The following is an 18,063-nucleotide window of genomic DNA, read 5'->3' as shown; positions in this document are numbered from 1 at the left end:
CGCACGCCGGGCGAGCACACCTCAGCGAGAAGAGATCCCCAGGTTTTCCAGCACCTTGAGACACGGCCCGGCCTGGTTGAGGGTATAGAAATGCAGACCCGGCGCGCCGCCATCCAGCAGACGCTGACTCATCCGCGAGATCACCTCGGTACCGAAGGCCTGGAGGCTCTCGCTGTCATCGGCGTAGCTCTCGAGCTGCCTGCGAATCCAGCGCGGAATCTCGGCACCGCAGGAGTCGGAGAAACGCGCCAGCTTGGTGTAATTGGTGATCGGCATGATGCCCGGGATGATCGGCTGCTGGATGCCCAGATCACGTGCTCGCTCCACGAAGTGGAAGTAGGCATCGGCATTGAAGAAGTACTGGGTGATGGCGATGTCGGCCCCGGCATTCATCTTGCGTGCGAAGTTCTCCAGATCCATACGGTAGTTGTCAGCCTGCGGGTGACACTCCGGGTAGGCGGCCACCGCGATCTCGAAATGATCGCCGGTCTCGTCACGCACGAACTCCACCAGCTCATTGGCATGGCGCAGTTCACTGCGCGCGCCCATCCCGGACGGCAGATCACCGCGCAGCGCCACCAGGCGCTTGATGCCCTGCTCGCGATACTCGCCGAGAATCTCGCGCAGCTCACCACGGTCGCTGCCGACACATGACAGATGCGGCGCCGTGCAGATACCGCTGCTGCGCACGGACTGCACGGTATTGAAGGTGCGCTCACGCGTGGAGCCACCAGCGCCATAGGTGACCGAGAAGAATGCCGGGTCCAGCGCGGCCAGGCGGTCACGGACACCCATCAGCTTTTCACGTCCCACCTCGGTATTCGGTGGAAAGAACTCGAAACTGATGCCTGAGGGGTGTTCGCTGGCGCTCATGGGGCGGCCTCCTGGTCGGTCGTGTCCGGCATTGATGTTCTTGTGCCGCACACGTCGCGGTGTGCGTGCTGCCGTGTGGCGCTGCGCTGATGACACAAGCACGCGCACGGTGCATGTCATGCATCATGACCTGCGCCTCGATCCACGGCCAATGAAAGGTTTTCGCCTCAACATCAATATCATTCATATAAGAACCTGCTTTCTTATAACCACAACGCCTTACCCGGCTCACCTGCTGCGCGACACCCTCCCTGCAGCCCGAGCGGGCGCCGTTTTCAAGATGACGTCGGCACATGACTCACGGCATGATGGCTCGCACGCCCCCGCCCCGCTTCACAAGGAACCGTGATGGATCACCTGGATCTGCAGCAACCGCTCTGGATGCTGATCACCTTCGTTGCCATCGGCGCACTGTGCGCCCGCAAGCTGGCCATCGACCCACGCCCCATCGCCACCTTGCTGATCTACGTGATCGCGCCGCTGACCTTCTTCCGCGGACTGGTGCTGGGCGAGCCCTCCTTGAGCGATCTGGGTCTGACATTGGGCCTGTTCACGCTGTCGAGCCTCATCTGTCTGCTGGTGCGTCCACTGGCCGCGAAGTTCTTCCCGCCGCAGGAGGCCGCCTTGCTCGCCTTCTCTTCCGGCACCGGCAACACCGGCTACTTCGGCCTGCCGGTCGCGATGCTGTTGCTGCCGCCGGAAGGCGTGACCCAGTACCTGTTCTGCCTGCTCGGCATCACCCTGTATGAGTTCACGCTGGGCTTCTACGTCAGTGCGCGCGGGCAGTTCTCGATGCAGCAAAGTCTGGTGAAGATCGCGCGGCTGCCGCTGATCTACGCCTTCATGGCCGCACTGCTGGTCGGCACGCTGGGGCTTCAGGTGCCGGGGGCGGTCATGGAGGGGCTCGACTACTTCAAGTACAGCTACACGGTGCTGGGCATGATGATCATCGGCATGACGCTGGGGGGTGTCAGCCTGCGCGAGGTCGACCCGCGCTTCATCCTGGCCGCGACTGCCCTGCGTTTCGTGATGTGGCCGCTGCTGAGTCTGGGCAGCGTGATGCTGCTGGGCAGCCTGTTCGCACTCGACCCGGTACTGGCGCAGGTCCTGCTGCTGCTGGGGGTGGTGCCGATGGCCGCCAATGTGGTCGTGCTGGCCATCGAGCTGAACATCCAGCCGGCCAAGGGCGCGATCGCGGTGATGCTGACTACCCTGGCGGCCCCGCTGATCATCCCACTCTACCTGTCATGGATGCTGACGATCAGCGGGCTGGGGTGAGGCTCAGGCCCCGGCCATCTCGGGGGTGACGGCCTCGGTGGCAGGTGGCACGGCCTGACGCGGCATCACATGACGCGGCGCCGTCTCGATGATCTGCCCCTGCCAGTCGATCAGATGCAGTGCGCCGTCGCCATCTTCCGCCAGCGCAGTGCAGTGCTCTACCCAGTCGCCGTCGTTGCAGTAGAGCACGCCATCCTCGACCCGAAAGCCCGCCTGGTGGATATGCCCACCGACATAGCCATCCAGGCCTTCGAGACGTGCCTGGCGCATGGCCGCCTCCTCGAACTGGGCCACATAGCGCTGGGCGACGCCACTGCGGCGCTTGAGCGCGCTGGCCAGCGACCAGTAAGGCAGACCGAACATGCCACGCGCGCGGTTGCACCAGCGATTGAGCGACAGGATGAAGCCGTGCATGCCATCCCCCAGCGTGAGCAGCCACGGCGCGATGCGCACATGGGTATCGAATTCATCGCCGTGGGAGACCAGCAGGCGACGTCCACTGCCCGTGGTATGAATCGCGCGCCGCTCGATGCTGACGTTGTGTAGCTTCAGACCGCACAGACGACGGAAGGCGGCATCGTGATTGCCGGGAATGTAGATGACCTCGCAGCCACTGCGTGCCAGGCGCAGTACCCGCGCCACCAGCGCCTGCTGGTCCTTGTCGAGCACCGCACGCTTGCGCATCGCCAGCAGATCCACGATATCGCCGACCAGATACAGACGCTCAGGGCGCACGCGCCGCAGCAGTTTCGCGAGCAGCGCCGCCTGACAGTCCGGCGTGCCCAGATGCACGTCCGAGATGAACAATGTCCGCACCTGGCCGAGTGACGCATGCCGTGGCGCCGCCTCTGCAGAAGACGCCGGAGAAGACGGGGGAGCGAAGTGCGGCACGGGCATGTCAGTTACCTCTGATCAATCACCTCGGGATCGGCGAGCGCAGACAGACATGGCTACGCCCCGGATTGCCGGACCAGAGTGACCGCGTGCGATGACGCCTCCATAACAGGACCATGACCGGGCGATGACAATCCGCCGCTCACGCCTGCTGATTGCTCCCCTTTACCACCGCATGCCGGCCGGCGCGCTTCTGGCGGTACATGCGATCATCCGCGATGTGGATGAGATCCTGCACGCTGATCTCGCCCTGCAGTACCGAGTCATGCGTGACCCGCCCGATGCTCACCTCGACCGGAAAGGCGATCTGCTCCTCGAGACGTTGCGCCTCCAGGTGATGCATCAGCTGATTCGCCGCCTGCTGACTGGCCATATCGCAGGCCCCGGGCAGCACGACCAGAAACTCGTCTCCGCCCAGACGGCAGGCCATCCCTTCCTCTCCCGCGGCCTGTGCCGCGCCTGCGGCGACCAACTGGATCAGCCGGTCCCCCTGGGGATGGCCAAAGGTGTCGTTGACGTACTTCAAGCGATCGACATCCACGAACAGGATGGATAGACACCGGCGTTCTCGCAGGCTGGCGGCCAACGTCCTGTCGAGAAACTCGAGACCACAGCGGCGGTTGGGCAGGCTGGTCAGCAGGTCATGGTTGGCACGGTATTCCAGCTCATGCTGCTGCGTGAGCAGCTGCTGATTCATGTGGCTGAGCTCGGCGTTGCGCACCTCCAGTGCCCGGCGCAGCTTGACGGTACGCAGGAAGGTGGAGCTGCGAGCGTGCGCCAGCGCCGGCGCCATGATCATCGTCGCGATCATGTAGGCACCTCCCGCGCCGGCAAGGTCCTTGAGCGAGAGCGGGCTCAGCCATAGAAAGAGCGGCAGATAGCCCAGTATCAACGGCAGACTGCTGACCAGCTGGTACCGCCAGCCCCACACCAGCCAGGCCGGCATGGCGATCAGCATGGAGGTCGAGAAGCTCAGGTTCCACAGCGATAGCGTGATGGCATCCTGGATCATCGTCGCGCCGAAGCAGAAATACAGATTGGCGCAGACGGCGCCGAGCAATGCGATATCGTCGGGTCGACGTGGCTGGCGACGCAGTAGCGTCACACACAGCACACAGACACCGAGAAGCAGAAAGCGCCCGAGCCACAGGGTCGGCCAGGCGTCAGGGACCTGGAAGTAATCGAACAGCAGAAAGCACGCCAGACCCGCCATCGCGAACAGCACGAAGGTATGATTGAGTCGCGCCCGATAATGGCGAGACTCCTCATCCTCCATCTCACTGCATGGCATGAGGTGATCATGGAACGACACGGCACGTCCTCTCGGAAAGCTGGGGCATGGCCTCATGCTACACCTGCCGCCAGCCTCCCCCTATCCCGACGGCTCGCGTCCCGCCAACGCTACTGCCACGTGTCCTGGCGACGAGATGCACTCAGGGCCCGATACCGGGAAGGTACGGGCCCTGAGCGTCTCGACGTGACTCGCGCCTTTCGCCTGCGATCAGACGACCTTGCCGCGTGAGCCAGCAGGCACATAGATGCGCGCGGAGGCGGCATCTCCCAGCCAATATCCCGAGAAGATGCCATACAGCCCTGCCGCCATCAGGCCGCCGATGAACAGCGTGAAGTGGGTGATGTCACCCAGCGGCAGGAAGCTGATCACCAGCGTCACCGCCGAGGAGGCCAGCAACGCCTTGACCGCCGCGACATTGACGCCCTTCTCGAAGAAATACTCCCCCTGCGCGCTGTCGGTGAACAGTGCCCGGGTGTTGATGCCGCCCTTGTGGATCAAGTAGTGATCGAACAGGATCACGCCATACACCGGGCCGATGGCTGCGGCGAGAATGCCCACGGTGTACTGGATGATTTCCGGATTGTTGAACAGATTCCACGGCGTGATGAAGATGGAGCCGACGGCGGCGAGCATGCCGCCCATCCGCCAGCTGATGCGCGACGGCGCCACATTGGAGAAATCGAACGCCGGTGACACGAAGTTGGCCACGATGTTGATGCCGATGGTCGCCAGCACCAGGGTCAGGATGCCCAGCGCCGCCGCGACACCGTTGTCGATGCGCGCGACAGTCTCCATCGGGTCATGCAGCATCTCGCCGAAGATGGGCTGGGTGCCGGACACCACTACCACGGTGATGACGGCAAACAGCAGGAAGTTGACCGGCAGGCCCCAGAAGTTGCCACGCTTCACGTCACCAGGCGTGGCGCAGTAACGCGAGAAGTCACCGAAGTTGAGCGTCGGACCCGCGAAGTAGCCCGCCACCAGGGCCGCGGCGATCACCATCTGCCACAGGGCATCACTGCCGGAGAGTGTCTTGCTGCCCAGCGTGAAGCTGATGTTGTCCCAGCCGGCCTGCCAGACAATCCAGCCCGCCAGCGCGAACATCACCACATAGACCGCCGGTCCGGCGAAATCGATGAAACGGCGCACCGCGTTCATGCCCCACCAGAACACCAGCGCCTGCAGCACCCACATGAACAGGAAGCAGTACCAGCCAAGCTGCGAGAGGCCGAGGTACTGGACCTCGGTCAGCCCCTCCAGCGACGGCACGTAACGCAGCAGCACCAGCATCAAGGCATGTGCCGCCAGATACGTCTGGATGCCGTACCACACCACCGCGATCAGCCCGCGGATGATCGCCGGGATATTGGCGCCATAGATGCCGAAGGACTGGCGGCAGACCACCGGAAACGGTACCCCCGTCTGCTGGCTGGGCCGCGAGATCAGATTGGCGAACACCTGCACCACCAGAATCCCCACCAGCATCGAGACCAGAATCTGCCAGCTGGCCAGGCCCAGGGTGAACAGACTGGCGGCGAAGACATAGCCACCGACACTGTGCACGTCGGACATCCAGAACGAGAAGATGTTGTACCAGTTCCAGTTCTGCTCGCAGGGCGCGAGGTCGTCGTTGATGAGCCGCTTGCTGGCGTTGCTCAGGTCAGGGGGAGTCTGGGGTGTCATTGTTGTCTCCAGAGGGGGCTTGGTGCCCGAGTGGACGTTCCGTCCGTGGGCCGGTCACGAGGCATCACGCCTCGCCATGCCTATCCCTCTATCAACAAGCATGCCAATGAAACACATGTTGCGGCTTTTCAATCTCCCAGCGTTTCCCCCGGCCCCCGTTCTGCCTGCACCTCCTGCCAGTAGTGCCTCTCAAGCCGAAATCGCTGCCCCCTCAAGCACCATCGACTCCCCCTGCATTCGCCATATGCACCACCAGAGCGCACCAACGATGAAACGAACGTTGCTGAAGCGGTGATTGCCCGTCTGGCACGAATGCTGCTCACATATTGACCACCCTGCTCGAACGTCTCACCCATTCCCGCCAGCCGAACCTCATCACAGGAGACACGCGCCATGTTGCGTCTCAAGGTCATCAATCCCAACACCAGCCAGGCGATGAGCCAGCAGATGGCGCACTCGCTGCAACGACAGCTCGCGGACGACGTCCGACTCGAGGTACTGACCGCCGAGCATGGCGCCCCCAGCATCGAGACGGCCGTCGAGGAAGCCATGGCGGTGGTCGCGCTGCTGAGTCTGATCACCCGGGACAGAGAAGGCCTGCTGGACACGCCCCCCGCCGATGGCTATCTGCTGGCCTGCTTCGGTGACCCCGGCCTTGAGGCCGCCCGCGAACTGAGCCCCGTGCCGGTGATCGGCATCGCCCAGGCCGCCATGCACATGGCCACGCTGGCGGCTCCCTCCTTTGCCATCGTCACCAGCATGACCAGCACGCTGCCGATGTCCGAGCAGCTGCTGGAGCGCTATGCGATGCGTCCGCTGTGCAAGGCGCTGCTGGCCTGTGACGTCCCGGTACTGGCGCTGTCCGAGGCACGCACTCCCCCGCAGGCGCTGCTTGAGAGCTGTGAGCAGGCCAGGGCGAGCGGTGCCGGCAGCATCGTGCTGGGCTGCGCCGCGATGGGGCCGCTGCGCGACGCCATCGCTCGGGATATCGGTCTGCCGGTGGTCGACCCGCTACTGGCGGGACGGGATCTGCTGCTGACATTGATGCGCCAGCCCGCCGTCACCCGCGCGGCACCGGGCGGCGAGGCCAAGCCGCTCAGCGGCGTCTTTGCCCGGGGGCTGGCCGCCCTCTGACCCGCCATTGCGATGCCCTTGGCTTGCCTCTCTCGACAGCAACGAAAACGCCCCCTCACTGCTATCAGTGAGGGGGCGTTTCTCTTGGCAGGCTCTGACTCAATGCTGGTCGTGCGGCGCCTCCGAGCGAGAGCGATCTCCGACGACTGCGGTCACCAGCTTGCCGATGCTCAACCCCTGCACGAGGATCGAGAACAGCACGATGATGTAGGTGGTAACCACCAGCGGCTCGCGGAAGTCACCTTCGGGAATCGCCAGGGCCAGTGCCACCGAGATGCCGCCACGCAGTCCCCCCCAGGTGAGCACGCGCGTGGTGCCGGCCCGGAAGGTATACCAGCGCCGCAAGATGCTCAGCGGAATGCCGATCAGCGCCAGACGCGAGAGCAGGATGACCGCCACCAGCGCCAGGGCGATACCGATCGAGGTCAGGGTGATCGGCATCAGCACCAGCTCGAGGCCGATCAGCACGAACAGCACCGCGTTGAGAATCTCGTCGACCAGCTCCCAGAAACCGTCCAGATAGCGGCGGGTGTTGTCGGACATGGCGCCATCACGCGCCATGTTGCCGATGATCAGCCCCGCCACCACCATCGCGATGGGGCCGGAGACGTGCAGCGCCGAGGCCAGCGCGTAGCCGCCCAACACCAGCGCCAGGCTCAGCATCACCTCGACCTGATACTGGTCGATGCTGCGCATCAGCTGATAGACCAGCGCCCCCAGTGCCAGACCGAGCAGAATCCCGCCGCCGGCTTCCTCGAGGAACAGGAGCCCCATGTGGCCGAGCTCGACCTCACCGCTGCCCGCCGAGGCCGCGCTCAACAGCGCGGTGAACAGCACCACCGCCACGCCATCATTGAACAGTGACTCGCCGACGATGCGGATCTCCATGTCGGCAGGCGCCCCGGCGCTGCGCATGATGCCGAGCACGGCGATCGGGTCGGTGGGCGAGATCAACGCGCCGAACACCAGGCAATACAGGTAGGGCACCTCGATGCCGGCCCACTGGAACAGCCACCAGGCGGCGGAGCCGATCACCAGGGTCGAGACCAGCACGCCCAGCGTGGCCAGCAGGCCGATGGAGCGCCGGTAGGCCTTCAGACGCGAGAGATCCACGTGCAGCGCACCGGCGAACAGCAGGAAGGACAGCATGCCGTCCATCAGCAGGCTGTTGAAGTTGATGCGCCCCAGCCAGTCTTCCGCGATGTCGGCCACGACGGTGGTCACTGCGAAGTGATCCAGCCCGATCACGCCGAGTGACAGCACCAGACCGATGGCCATCACGCCGATGGTCGGGGGCAGGCGCAGGACCCGGTGGTTGAACCACATGCACACGGCAGTGATGGTAATGAACAGTGCAGCGAGATTGAGCATCCGAAAACGATCCTTTGCAGTGGCGCCGATACCCTGGCGGGCATGACGTCCTTGTCATTCGTCTTTCATACGAGCTGGTGTGGTGAGCCACTCGCGTGGCCAGCAGCGCTGATCGTGACTGCCAGCACTGGCCGTGATTCCCAGCACTGGCCGTGACTACCAGAGATCGCCGTGACGTTCACGGTGACAGAGATAGAGACGCAGCTCGAACTCACGTTGATGATACTCCGGCTGCATGTGACAGCAGAGTCGATAGAACGCCTTGTCGTGGGCCTTCTCGCGCAGATGCGCCAGCTCATGGACCACGATCATGTTCAGCAGCGGCTCCGGCAGGCGCCGAAACAACGACGAGATGCGGATCTCGTGCTTGGCCTTGAGCTTGTTGCCCTGCACCCGCGACACGAAGGTGTGCAGCCCCAGGGCGTTGTCGATGACGTGAATCCGGTCGTCATAGACCACCTTGCTGATCGGCGCCGAGCTGCGCAGGTACTGATTCTTCAGCGCCATGGTGTAGTCATGCAGCGCACGGGCCCCCTGCAGCTGATGTGGCTCGGGATATCTAGCGAGAAAGAAGGCTGCCGTCTTGCCCGACGCCAGCAGTTCACTCGCCTGCTGTTGGATCTCGGGGCCGTAGCCCTTGAGATAGCGTAGATCAGCCACTGGGCCTCTCTCCTGTTGCTGTCCCACAAAGGGTCAGACCTGCGTGTCAGTCGGGCTCGCGCCGCTAACGCTCCACCAGAGACAGGAAAACCCGCCGAAGCGGGTTTTCCTGTCATGACACTGAGCCGGTGGGGGCGAGATGCCCCTCCCCTGCCAGGCCTGTCGAGCTGACGACCTTACAGGCCGGCAGCAGCCTTGAGGCCAGCGGCACGGTCGGTCTTTTCCCACGGGAAGGCGGTGAAGGTTTCGGTCTTCTTCTCGCCGGTCACGTCGGTCCAGCTGTAGCTGTGCTCGAACGGCTCACGACCGAAGTGGCCGTAGGCAGCGGTCAGCTGATACATCGGGTGCGCCAGATCCAGCATGGTGGTGATGGCATACGGACGCAGGTCGAAGTGCTCGCGCACCAGCTCGACGATCTTGGCATCGCTGATCTTGCCGGTGCCGAAGGTGTTGATCGAGACGGAAGTCGGCTCGGCGACACCGATGGCGTAGGAGACCTGGATCTCGCACTTGTCGGCCAGACCGCTGGCGACGACGTTCTTGGCCACGTAACGACCGGCATAGGCGGCGCTGCGATCGACCTTGGACGGGTCCTTGCCGGAGAAGGCACCACCACCGTGACGGGCCATGCCGCCGTAGGTGTCGACGATGATCTTGCGGCCCGTCAGACCACAGTCACCCACCGGGCCACCGATGACGAAGTTGCCGGTCGGGTTGATGTGGTATTCGGTGGTCTCGGACAGCCACTCGGCCGGCAGGACCTGCTCGATGATCTCGCGCTTGACCATCGCGCGCAGGTCTTCCTGGGACACTTCCGGGTCATGCTGGGTGGACAGCACGACGGCTTCGACGGCGACCGGCTTGCCGGCTTCGTCGTAGCGGAAGGTGACCTGACTCTTCGCATCCGGACGCAGCCACGGCAGCATGCCGTTCTTGCGCAGTTCCGCCTGACGCTCCACCAGACGGTGAGCGTAGTGGATCGGCGCCGGCATGAAGGAGTCGGTCTCGTTGGTGGCATAGCCGAACATCAGGCCCTGGTCGCCCGCGCCCTGATCTTCCGGCTTGGTGCGATCGACGCCCTGGGCGATATCGACGCTCTGCTTGCCGATCAGGTTCAGGACACCACAGGTCTCGCCGTCGAAACCGACATCGGAAGAGGTGTAGCCGATATCCGTGATGACACGACGTACCAGCTCCTCGAGATCGACCCACGCGCTGGTGGAGATCTCACCGGCCACGATGGCCACGCCTGTCTTGACGAGCGTTTCGCACGCCACGCGTGCCTGCTTGTCGCGCGCGATGATGGCATCGAGCACGGCATCGGAAATCTGGTCGGCAATCTTGTCCGGGTGCCCTTCGGACACGGACTCGGATGTGAAGAGTGAGTATTCGCTCATTGGTCCTCGACCCTCTTTTCGGATGCGGGGATGATTCGGCCACTGACGGCAGATGGCTGCTTGAGACCGAGTAGAAACACGCTTGCGGCGCACGTTGAGGACTGACACAGACGGCCCGGCCTCGGGGGGGCGAGTTTACACGCCACTTATGTGAGTGCCTAGCGCCATGCGGACTGCACGACGGCCGTTTCGAGACCTTTTTGCCACAAGAAGGACACCAACCGGCATAAGTCAGCAAGACGCATGGACGGCTGCGGGGCCCGGATGCGATTTGCCGCGCCCCGTCATCTCGGTGACAATACTGGCCCGGAGATCGCGTACGGGCGAAGCTTCGTACGCACAAGGTTCACGCGACGCACTGTCCTTTCCGGCGCGCTGCGCACCACAGGCAGAACGCCGTGATTCATTGCCACACTCTTGACGCCCCGCAGGCGAGGAGCTATTGCATGCCTTCCCGTTTTGACCTGGCCAACGCCATCCGTGCACTTTCCATGGACGCCGTTCAGAAGGCCAAGTCTGGCCACCCCGGCGCCCCCATGGGCATGGCCGACATCGCTGAAGTGCTCTGGAACGACCACCTCAAGCACAACCCGGCCAACCCGAACTGGGCCGACCGTGACCGCTTCGTGCTGTCCAACGGCCACGGCTCCATGCTGCTCTACTCCCTGCTGCACCTCACGGGCTACCAGCTGAGCCTTGAAGATCTGCAGAACTTCCGCCAACTGCATTCCAAGACCGCCGGTCACCCGGAATACGGTTATGCGCCGGGTATCGAGACCACCACCGGCCCGCTGGGCCAGGGGCTGGCCAATGCCGTGGGCATGGCGATCGCCGAGAAGACACTGGCGGCGCAGTTCAACCGTCCGGGCCACACCGTCGTCGACCACACCACCTGGTGCTTCCTGGGCGACGGCTGCCTGATGGAAGGCATCTCCCATGAGGTCGGCTCGCTGGCCGGCACCCTGGGTCTGGGCAAGCTGATCGCCCTGTATGACGACAACGGCATCTCCATCGATGGGGAAGTCGAAGGCTGGTTCACCGATGACACCGCCAAGCGCTTCGAAGCCTATGGCTGGCACGTCGTGGCCAACGTCGACGGCCACAAGCCGGAAGAGATCAACGCCGCCATCGCCCTGGCCAAGAGCCACGACGACAAGCCGAGCCTGATCATCTGCAAGACCGTCATCGGCTTCGGCTCCCCGAACAAGGAAGGCACCGAGTCCTGCCACGGCGCTCCGCTGGGTGACGACGAAGTCGCGGCGACCCGCGAGAAGCTGGGCTGGACCCACGCACCCTTCCACATCCCGGAAGACATCTATCAGGGCTGGGATGCCAGCGAGCGCGGCGCCAAGCTCGAGAGTGACTGGGATGCGCGCTTCGCCCGTTACGCCGACGCGCACCCGGAACTGGCCGCCGAGTTCACCCGTCGTCTGGAAGGCAAGCTGCCGCACGCCCTGAGCAGCGAGAAGATGATCGAGGACGCTCAGGCCGCCGGCGACAGCCCGGCATCGCGCAAGGCCTCCTTCGAGTGCCTGAACCAGCTCGGCCCGCAGCTGCCGGAACTGCTCGGCGGCAGCGCCGACCTCGCCCCGTCCAACCTGACCTTCTGGAAGGGCGCCCAGGCGATCACCCGCGAAGACTTCAGCGGCAACTACCTGCACTACGGTGTGCGTGAGTTCGGCATGGGTGCGATCATGAACGGCGCCGGTCTGCACGGCGGCTTCATCCCGTACGGCGCGACCTTCCTGATCTTCATGGAGTACATGCGCAACGCCGTTCGCATGGCCGCCCTGATGGGTCAGCAGGCCGTCTACGTCTTCACCCACGACTCCATCGGTCTGGGCGAAGATGGCCCGACGCACCAGCCGATCGAGCAGCTGACCAGCCTGCGCACCACGCCGAACCTGTCCACCTGGCGTCCGGCGGATGCCGTGGAGACCGCAGCCGCCTGGGATGCGGCCATCAAGCGTCACTCCGGCCCGACCGCGCTGATCCTGTCGCGTCAGAACCTGCCGCACCAGAACCGCGACAAGGCCCAGCTGGCCAACATCAGCCGTGGCGGTTACGTGCTGAAGGACGCCGCCAACGGCCAGCCGGAACTGATCCTGATCGCCACCGGCTCCGAAGTCGGTCTGGCGATGGATGCCGCCGCCGAGCTGGAAGCCGCCGGTCGCGCCGTGCGTGTCGTGTCCATGCCGGCCACCGACCTGTTCGATGCCCAGGACGCGGAATACCGCGAATCCGTGCTGCCGTCCTCCGTCACCGCGCGCGTGGCGATCGAAGCCGGGCATCGTGACTACTGGTTCAAGTATGTCGGCCTGAACGGCGACATCATCGGCATGGAGACCTTCGGGGAATCCGCGCCGGCTGGCGACCTGTTCAAGCACTTCGGCTTCACGGTCGAGAACGTGGTCGAACGCGCCAACACGCTGCTGGGCTGATCACCGCCTGACTCACCCCGTCGATGACGGAGTGAGACGCAGATCGACGCCGCCGCCTCCCGCTGGGAGCGGCGGCGTTTTCGTCTGTGCGACACTCGAGAAGCCCTCCACCGTCACCGGCTGTCGCCTGTAGTCGACGCACTCCATGTCACTCACAGCTTGATGACACGATTCATCCTGCATGAACGGTCATTCTCCGGCGATCCAGCCCTCGACAGACAGCGTGGATGGCGACTACACAACCCCTCCAGTTGGGTAGTGTGACTACGTGTTCTTAGACGAAAAAAACCAGAAATCAGGCGCTTGCGCGCCTTTCGCTCCCTCCGCCCAGCAAAGCGATGCGCTACCATGGACCCCCTGAAAAACACTCGGAACGAGACCTCATTGAGCCATCAGTCCCCTCTGCCCACCTCCGACGCCTCCCAGGAGGCCAGCATGCGTCTTCGCCAGGGGAACGCCCCCTTGCGAGTGGCCATCAATGGCTACGGACGCATCGGTCAGTGTGTGCTGAGAGCGCTGGTGGAACGTGAAGCACGTGGCGAGACGCTGCCACTGGAAGTGGTGGCGATCAACGAGCTGTCAGACCTGGACACCATCACCTATCTGACACGCTACGACACCACCCATGGCCGCTTCCCCGGCACGGTGGAGCAGCGCGACGGCCAGCTGGTCGTCAACGGCCATGCGATCAGCATCCTGTCCGAGGCCAATCCAGACTGCCTGCCCTGGCGGGCACTGGGGATTGACCTGGTCCTGGAGTGCTCAGGCAGCTTCAAGGACCGCGCCACCGCCGAGCGCCATCTATCGGCAGGCGCGGGACGGCTGCTGTTCTCCCAGCCCGGCGATACCGACGCCGATGTCGATGCCACCATCGTGTGCGGCATCAACCAGTCGGCGCTGGCCCCCGCCGGGACAGGGCAGGACGCTGGCGGCATGCGCATCGTCTCGGCGGCGTCGTGTACGACCAATTGCCTGATCCCGATCCTCACGGTGCTGGAGCAGGCCTTCGGGCTGGAGCGTGGCGTCACCACCACGGTGCATTCGGCGATGAACGACCAGCCGGTGATCGACGCCTACCACCAGACGGACCTGCGCCTGACGCGCTCCGCAATGAGTTCGATCGTGCCGGTGGATACGGGGCTGGCCAAGGGCATCAACCGCCTGATGCCGCATCTGGAAGGACGCTTCGAGTGTCTGCACCTGCGGGTGCCGACCATCAACGTGTCCTGCATGGACATGTCCATCGAGGTGAAGCGCGACGTGAGCGCGGACGAGGTCAATGACCTGCTGCGCGAAGCCTGCGCACGACGCCTGCAGGGCCTGATGGGGTTGAGCGAGGAGCCGACGGCGTCCATCGACTTCAACCACGATCCGCGCTCGGGTATCGTGGATGCGACCCAGACCCGTGTTGCCGGCGGCCGGCTGATCAAGATGCTGTGCTGGTTCGACAACGAATGGGGCTTTGCCAATCGCATGCTGGACGTCGCCACCCATTGGCACGCCTGCGAGATGACAACGCCTCTGGCGACGGGAGCTCTCTCCACCGATTCACGACCAAGGAACCCGTCATGAACGTGCAAACGATGACCGCCCTCGACCTGTCAGGCAAACGCGTGCTGATCCGCGAAGATCTCAACGTGCCGGTTCGCAATGGTCAGGTGACCAGCGACGCGCGTATCCGCGCCAGCCTGCCGACCATCACGGCGGCCCGCGATGCGGGAGCGCGCGTCATGCTGATGAGCCATCTGGGCCGTCCCACCGAAGGGCAGCCGGAAGAGCAGTTCTCTCTGGCACCGGTCGCGGCACACCTGGGCGAGCTGCTGGGCAGCCCGGTGCGTCTGATCACCGACTATCTCGATACGGCACCGGACGTCGCCGAGGGCGAGGTCGTACTGCTGGAAAACGTGCGCTTCAATGCCGGCGAGAAGAAGGACGATGAAGCGCTGTCTCGCGCCTACGCCGCCCTGTGCGACATCTACGTGATGGACGCCTTCGGCACTGCGCACCGCGCCCAGGCCTCCACCCATGGCGTGGCACGCTTCGCCCCGGACGCCTGCGCCGGCCCGCTGCTGGCTGCCGAGCTGGAAGCCCTCGAGAAGGCACTCGCCGCGCCGCGCGCGCCGATGGTCGCCATCGTCGGCGGCTCCAAGGTCTCCACCAAGCTGGACGTGCTCAAGGCGCTGTCCGACAAGTGCCATCAGCTGATCGTCGGTGGCGGCATCGCCAACACCTTCATCGCCGCCGCCGGTTACAACGTCGGCAAGTCGCTCTACGAGGCTGACCTGCTGGAGACCGCTCGCGCGCTGATGGACAAGGTCGAGATCCCGCTGCCCACCGACGTCGTCGTGGCCACCGAGTTCTCCGACAAGGCCGAGGCCATCGTGCGTGACGTTGCCGACGTGCGTGATGACGAGATGATTCTGGATATCGGCCCGGACACCGCCTCCCGCTTCGGGGCGCTGCTCAAGGATGCCGGCACCATTCTGTGGAACGGCCCGGTGGGCGTGTTCGAGATCGACCAGTTCGCCAACGGTACCGAGAAGCTGGCCATGGCCATCGCCGAGAGCGACGCCTTCTCCATCGCTGGCGGCGGGGACACCCTGGCGGCCATCGACAAATACGCTGTCGAGTCCCGCGTGTCCTACATTTCTACCGGTGGCGGTGCCTTCCTCGAGTACGTGGAAGGCAAGACGCTACCGGCCGTGGCGGCATTGGAAGCCGCTGCAAGCTGACCCGGGCTGCGCTCGAATGGCGCAGCGACAAGGTCCTCATCGACTGTCCCGGTACCCTGAGCCAGCCACATGCCCGGGGTACCCGGTAACTGGGTCACGGTAACAGGGCCATCCTCTGCCTGCGGCACAGGGTGGCCAGACGCTACTCCCTTTTCCATTCCCCAAGAAGACAGGTGATGTCATGGCATTGATCAGCATGCGCCAGATGTTGGACCACGCAGCCGAGTACGGATACGGCATTCCCGCGTTCAACGTCAACAACCTCGAGCAGATGCGCGCCATCATGGAAGCCGCCGACCACACCGACTCTCCGGTGATCGTCCAGGCCTCTGCAGGCGCTCGCAAATACGCCGGCGCGCCGTTCCTTCGCCACCTGATTCTGGCCGCGATCGAGGAATTCCCGCATATCCCGGTGGTCATGCACCAGGATCACGGCACCTCGCCAGCCGTCTGCCAGCGCTCCATCCAGCTGGGCTTCAGCTCGGTGATGATGGACGGTTCGCTGGGGGAAGATGGCAAGACCCCGACAAGCTACGAATACAACGTCGATGTGACCCGTCGCACCGTCGAGATGGCGCATGCCTGTGGCGTGTCCGTCGAAGGCGAACTGGGTTGCCTCGGCTCGCTGGAAACCGGCATGGCCGGTGAAGAAGATGGCATCGGTGCCGAAGGCAAGCTGGATCACGACCAGATGCTGACCGACCCCGAAGAAGCCGCCGACTTCGTCAAGAAGACCCACGTCGATGCCCTGGCCATCGCCATCGGCACCTCCCACGGCGCCTACAAGTTCACCAAGCCGCCGACGGGTGACACCCTGTCCATCCAGCGCATCAAGGAAATCCACGCCCGCATCCCCGAGACTCACCTGGTGATGCACGGCTCTTCCTCCGTGCCGCAGGACTGGCTGGAAATCATCAACGAATACGGTGGCAAGATTCCGGAAACCTACGGGGTTCCGGTCGACGAGATCGTCGAAGGCATCAAGCACGGTGTGCGCAAGATCAACGTCGATACCGACCTGCGCCTCGCCTCCACCGGCTCCATCCGTCGTTTCATGGCCCAGAACCCGTCTGAATTCGACCCGCGCAAGTACCTGAAGGAATCCGTGAAGGCGATGCGCGACATCTGCATCGCACGCTACGAAGCCTTCGGTGCTGCCGGCCACGGCAGCAAGATCGACCCGATCAACCTCGAAGCGATGTTCGAGCGTTACCACCGTGGCGAGCTGGACCCGAAGATCAACTGATCTGACGGCCATGCGCACGACGGCATGAACGAAAGGCGGCCCGCAGGGGCCGCCTTTTTTTGACGCATCAGGGTGCCGCTGCCGACGCGCACGGGTATCCTTTCCTCAGACACCGCCGACAACGCATCATTTTTCTGGTACCGCAGGAGACATCATGGCCTCGCTCAAGGATCAACTTTCCGGGCTTGTCTATTCCACTGAACACGGCGCCACCTGCCCCGAATGCCGCCGCGCCGAAGCCGACTGCGAGTGCGCGGACCTCGCCGAGCGCGAACGGCTCGACAGCCTCGATGGCGTGGTGCGTATCCGCCGCGAGACCAGCGGCCGCAAGGGCAAGGGCGTGACCACCGTGAGCGGGATTCCGCTGGCGGAGAAGGAACTCAAGGCGCTTGCCAAGACTCTCAAGCAGCGGTGTGGCACCGGCGGCAGCCTCAAGGACGGTATCGTGGAGATCCAGGGCGATCACCGCGAGACGCTCAAGACCGAGCTGACGCGACGCGGCTATACCGTCAAGCTGGCCGGCGGCTGAACCTGCACGCCCCGGCATCCGTCTCATCAGACATCTCGGTTGGCGGCGTATCGCCGACCGCACAAGGGACCTCCATGCTGAAACTCTCCATGCCTCATCTTTCCCGCTCTCTGGCCATCGGCGCACTGCTGCTCGGCACGCTGGGGCTGGCGGGCTGCATGACCGGCCCTGACTTCGCTCAGCTGGAGGCACGCGTGGTGCCACAGCAGGCCTTCCAGGCACCGGGTGATGCGCTGCTGGAGGTCCGCCTGGTGGATATCTCCAGAGCCGATGCACCGGCCAACCTGATCGCCAGCACCCGCTTCGGCGGTCTGCGCCAGGGGCCTTTCCCGGTCAGCCTGCAATATGATCGCAATGCCATCGAGGATGGCCATCGCTATGCACTGCAGGCCGACGTGCGCAGTGACGGCAAGCTGTACTGGATCAATGACAGTGTGGTGCCGGTACTGGACACTACCCACAACGCAGCGCAGGGTGAGGTCGAGGTGCCGATCGTGCCGCTGCCACGTGCGCTGGGCCACTGAATACGCT

The 18,063-nt window shown here is 64.2% G+C and carries 15 protein-coding genes; 8 read left to right on the top strand and 7 right to left on the bottom strand.

From position 1 onward, the window contains the following. Positions 1–21: 21 nt before the first annotated feature. Entirely contained in the window at positions 22–873 is an 852-nt protein-coding gene (metF, locus tag BFX80_RS00425) for a methylenetetrahydrofolate reductase [NAD(P)H] (protein WP_077379955.1), read from the bottom strand. A gap of 348 nt (positions 874–1,221) precedes the next feature. Here metF and BFX80_RS00420 point away from each other — a divergent pair, with 348 nt between their 5' ends. Further along, positions 1,222–2,151 (top strand): AEC family transporter, encoded by a 930-nt coding sequence (locus BFX80_RS00420; protein WP_084207736.1) that lies wholly within the window; start codon positions 1,222–1,224, stop codon positions 2,149–2,151. 3 nt (positions 2,152–2,154) lie between these two features. On the opposite strand, the gene BFX80_RS00415 is transcribed toward BFX80_RS00420, so the two are convergent. The 3 genes from BFX80_RS00415 to BFX80_RS00405 all read right to left on the bottom strand — a co-directional run bounded on the left by BFX80_RS00415 (position 2,155) and on the right by BFX80_RS00405 (position 6,022). Beyond that, a complete protein-coding gene (locus tag BFX80_RS00415) occupies positions 2,155–3,048 on the bottom strand; it encodes a UDP-2,3-diacylglucosamine diphosphatase (RefSeq protein WP_084207735.1) in 894 nt (297 codons plus the stop codon). 139 nt (positions 3,049–3,187) lie between these two features. Next, positions 3,188–4,336, bottom strand: coding sequence for a GGDEF domain-containing protein (locus tag BFX80_RS00410; RefSeq protein WP_167592949.1), 1,149 nt, complete (start codon positions 4,334–4,336; stop codon positions 3,188–3,190). A 210-nt stretch (positions 4,337–4,546) separates the two neighbouring features. Further along, on the bottom strand, positions 4,547–6,022 hold the full coding sequence (locus BFX80_RS00405) for an NCS1 family nucleobase:cation symporter-1 (protein WP_077379947.1): 1,476 nt from the start codon (positions 6,020–6,022) through the stop codon (positions 4,547–4,549). A gap of 393 nt (positions 6,023–6,415) precedes the next feature. Between BFX80_RS00405 and BFX80_RS00400 the strand changes: the two genes are divergently transcribed. Beyond that, positions 6,416–7,156, top strand: coding sequence for an aspartate/glutamate racemase family protein (locus tag BFX80_RS00400; protein WP_084207734.1), 741 nt, complete (start codon positions 6,416–6,418; stop codon positions 7,154–7,156). A gap of 99 nt (positions 7,157–7,255) precedes the next feature. Here the strand turns inward: BFX80_RS00400 and BFX80_RS00395 are convergent, their stop codons facing one another. From BFX80_RS00395 to metK, 3 genes are all read right to left on the bottom strand, one after another. Then, on the bottom strand, positions 7,256–8,527 hold the full coding sequence (locus BFX80_RS00395) for a cation:proton antiporter (RefSeq protein WP_077379943.1): 1,272 nt from the start codon (positions 8,525–8,527) through the stop codon (positions 7,256–7,258). A 156-nt stretch (positions 8,528–8,683) separates the two neighbouring features. After that, a complete protein-coding gene (locus BFX80_RS00390) occupies positions 8,684–9,187 on the bottom strand; it encodes a M48 metallopeptidase family protein (protein WP_077379941.1) in 504 nt (167 codons plus the stop codon). Positions 9,188–9,363: 176 nt separating this feature from the next. Continuing rightward, the gene (gene metK / locus BFX80_RS00385; RefSeq protein WP_077379939.1) at positions 9,364–10,584 is read right to left on the bottom strand and encodes a methionine adenosyltransferase; all 1,221 of its coding nucleotides are present in this window, start codon (positions 10,582–10,584) and stop codon (positions 9,364–9,366) included. A 446-nt stretch (positions 10,585–11,030) separates the two neighbouring features. Here metK and tkt point away from each other — a divergent pair, with 446 nt between their 5' ends. From tkt to BFX80_RS00355, 6 genes are all read left to right on the top strand, one after another. Further along, positions 11,031–13,025, top strand: a complete 1,995-nt coding sequence (tkt, locus tag BFX80_RS00380; protein ID WP_077379937.1) for a transketolase — start codon at positions 11,031–11,033, stop codon at positions 13,023–13,025. A 435-nt stretch (positions 13,026–13,460) separates the two neighbouring features. Continuing rightward, entirely contained in the window at positions 13,461–14,597 is a 1,137-nt protein-coding gene (locus tag BFX80_RS00375; protein WP_077379935.1) for a type I glyceraldehyde-3-phosphate dehydrogenase, read from the top strand. Further along, complete coding sequence (locus BFX80_RS00370) at positions 14,594–15,757, top strand: phosphoglycerate kinase (protein ID WP_084207733.1); 1,164 nt, start codon at positions 14,594–14,596, stop codon at positions 15,755–15,757. Before BFX80_RS00375 ends, BFX80_RS00370 begins: the two co-directional genes overlap by 4 nt. A gap of 181 nt (positions 15,758–15,938) precedes the next feature. After that, positions 15,939–17,003, top strand: coding sequence for a class II fructose-bisphosphate aldolase (gene fba, locus BFX80_RS00365; RefSeq protein ID WP_077379931.1), 1,065 nt, complete (start codon positions 15,939–15,941; stop codon positions 17,001–17,003). A 154-nt stretch (positions 17,004–17,157) separates the two neighbouring features. Further along, the gene (locus BFX80_RS00360) at positions 17,158–17,532 is read left to right on the top strand and encodes a translation initiation factor Sui1 (RefSeq protein WP_084207732.1); all 375 of its coding nucleotides are present in this window, start codon (positions 17,158–17,160) and stop codon (positions 17,530–17,532) included. A 74-nt stretch (positions 17,533–17,606) separates the two neighbouring features. Further along, positions 17,607–18,056, top strand: coding sequence for a YbaY family lipoprotein (locus BFX80_RS00355; RefSeq protein ID WP_084207731.1), 450 nt, complete (start codon positions 17,607–17,609; stop codon positions 18,054–18,056). Positions 18,057–18,063: the final 7 nt, after the last annotated feature.

Origin of the sequence: Cobetia marina, from assembly GCF_001720485.1 — a bacterium.
GTDB classification, from domain to species: domain Bacteria; phylum Pseudomonadota; class Gammaproteobacteria; order Pseudomonadales; family Halomonadaceae; genus Cobetia; species Cobetia marina.
The sequence above is the reverse complement of the archived record's forward strand: the minus strand, read 5'-3'. Positions and strand labels throughout refer to the sequence as shown.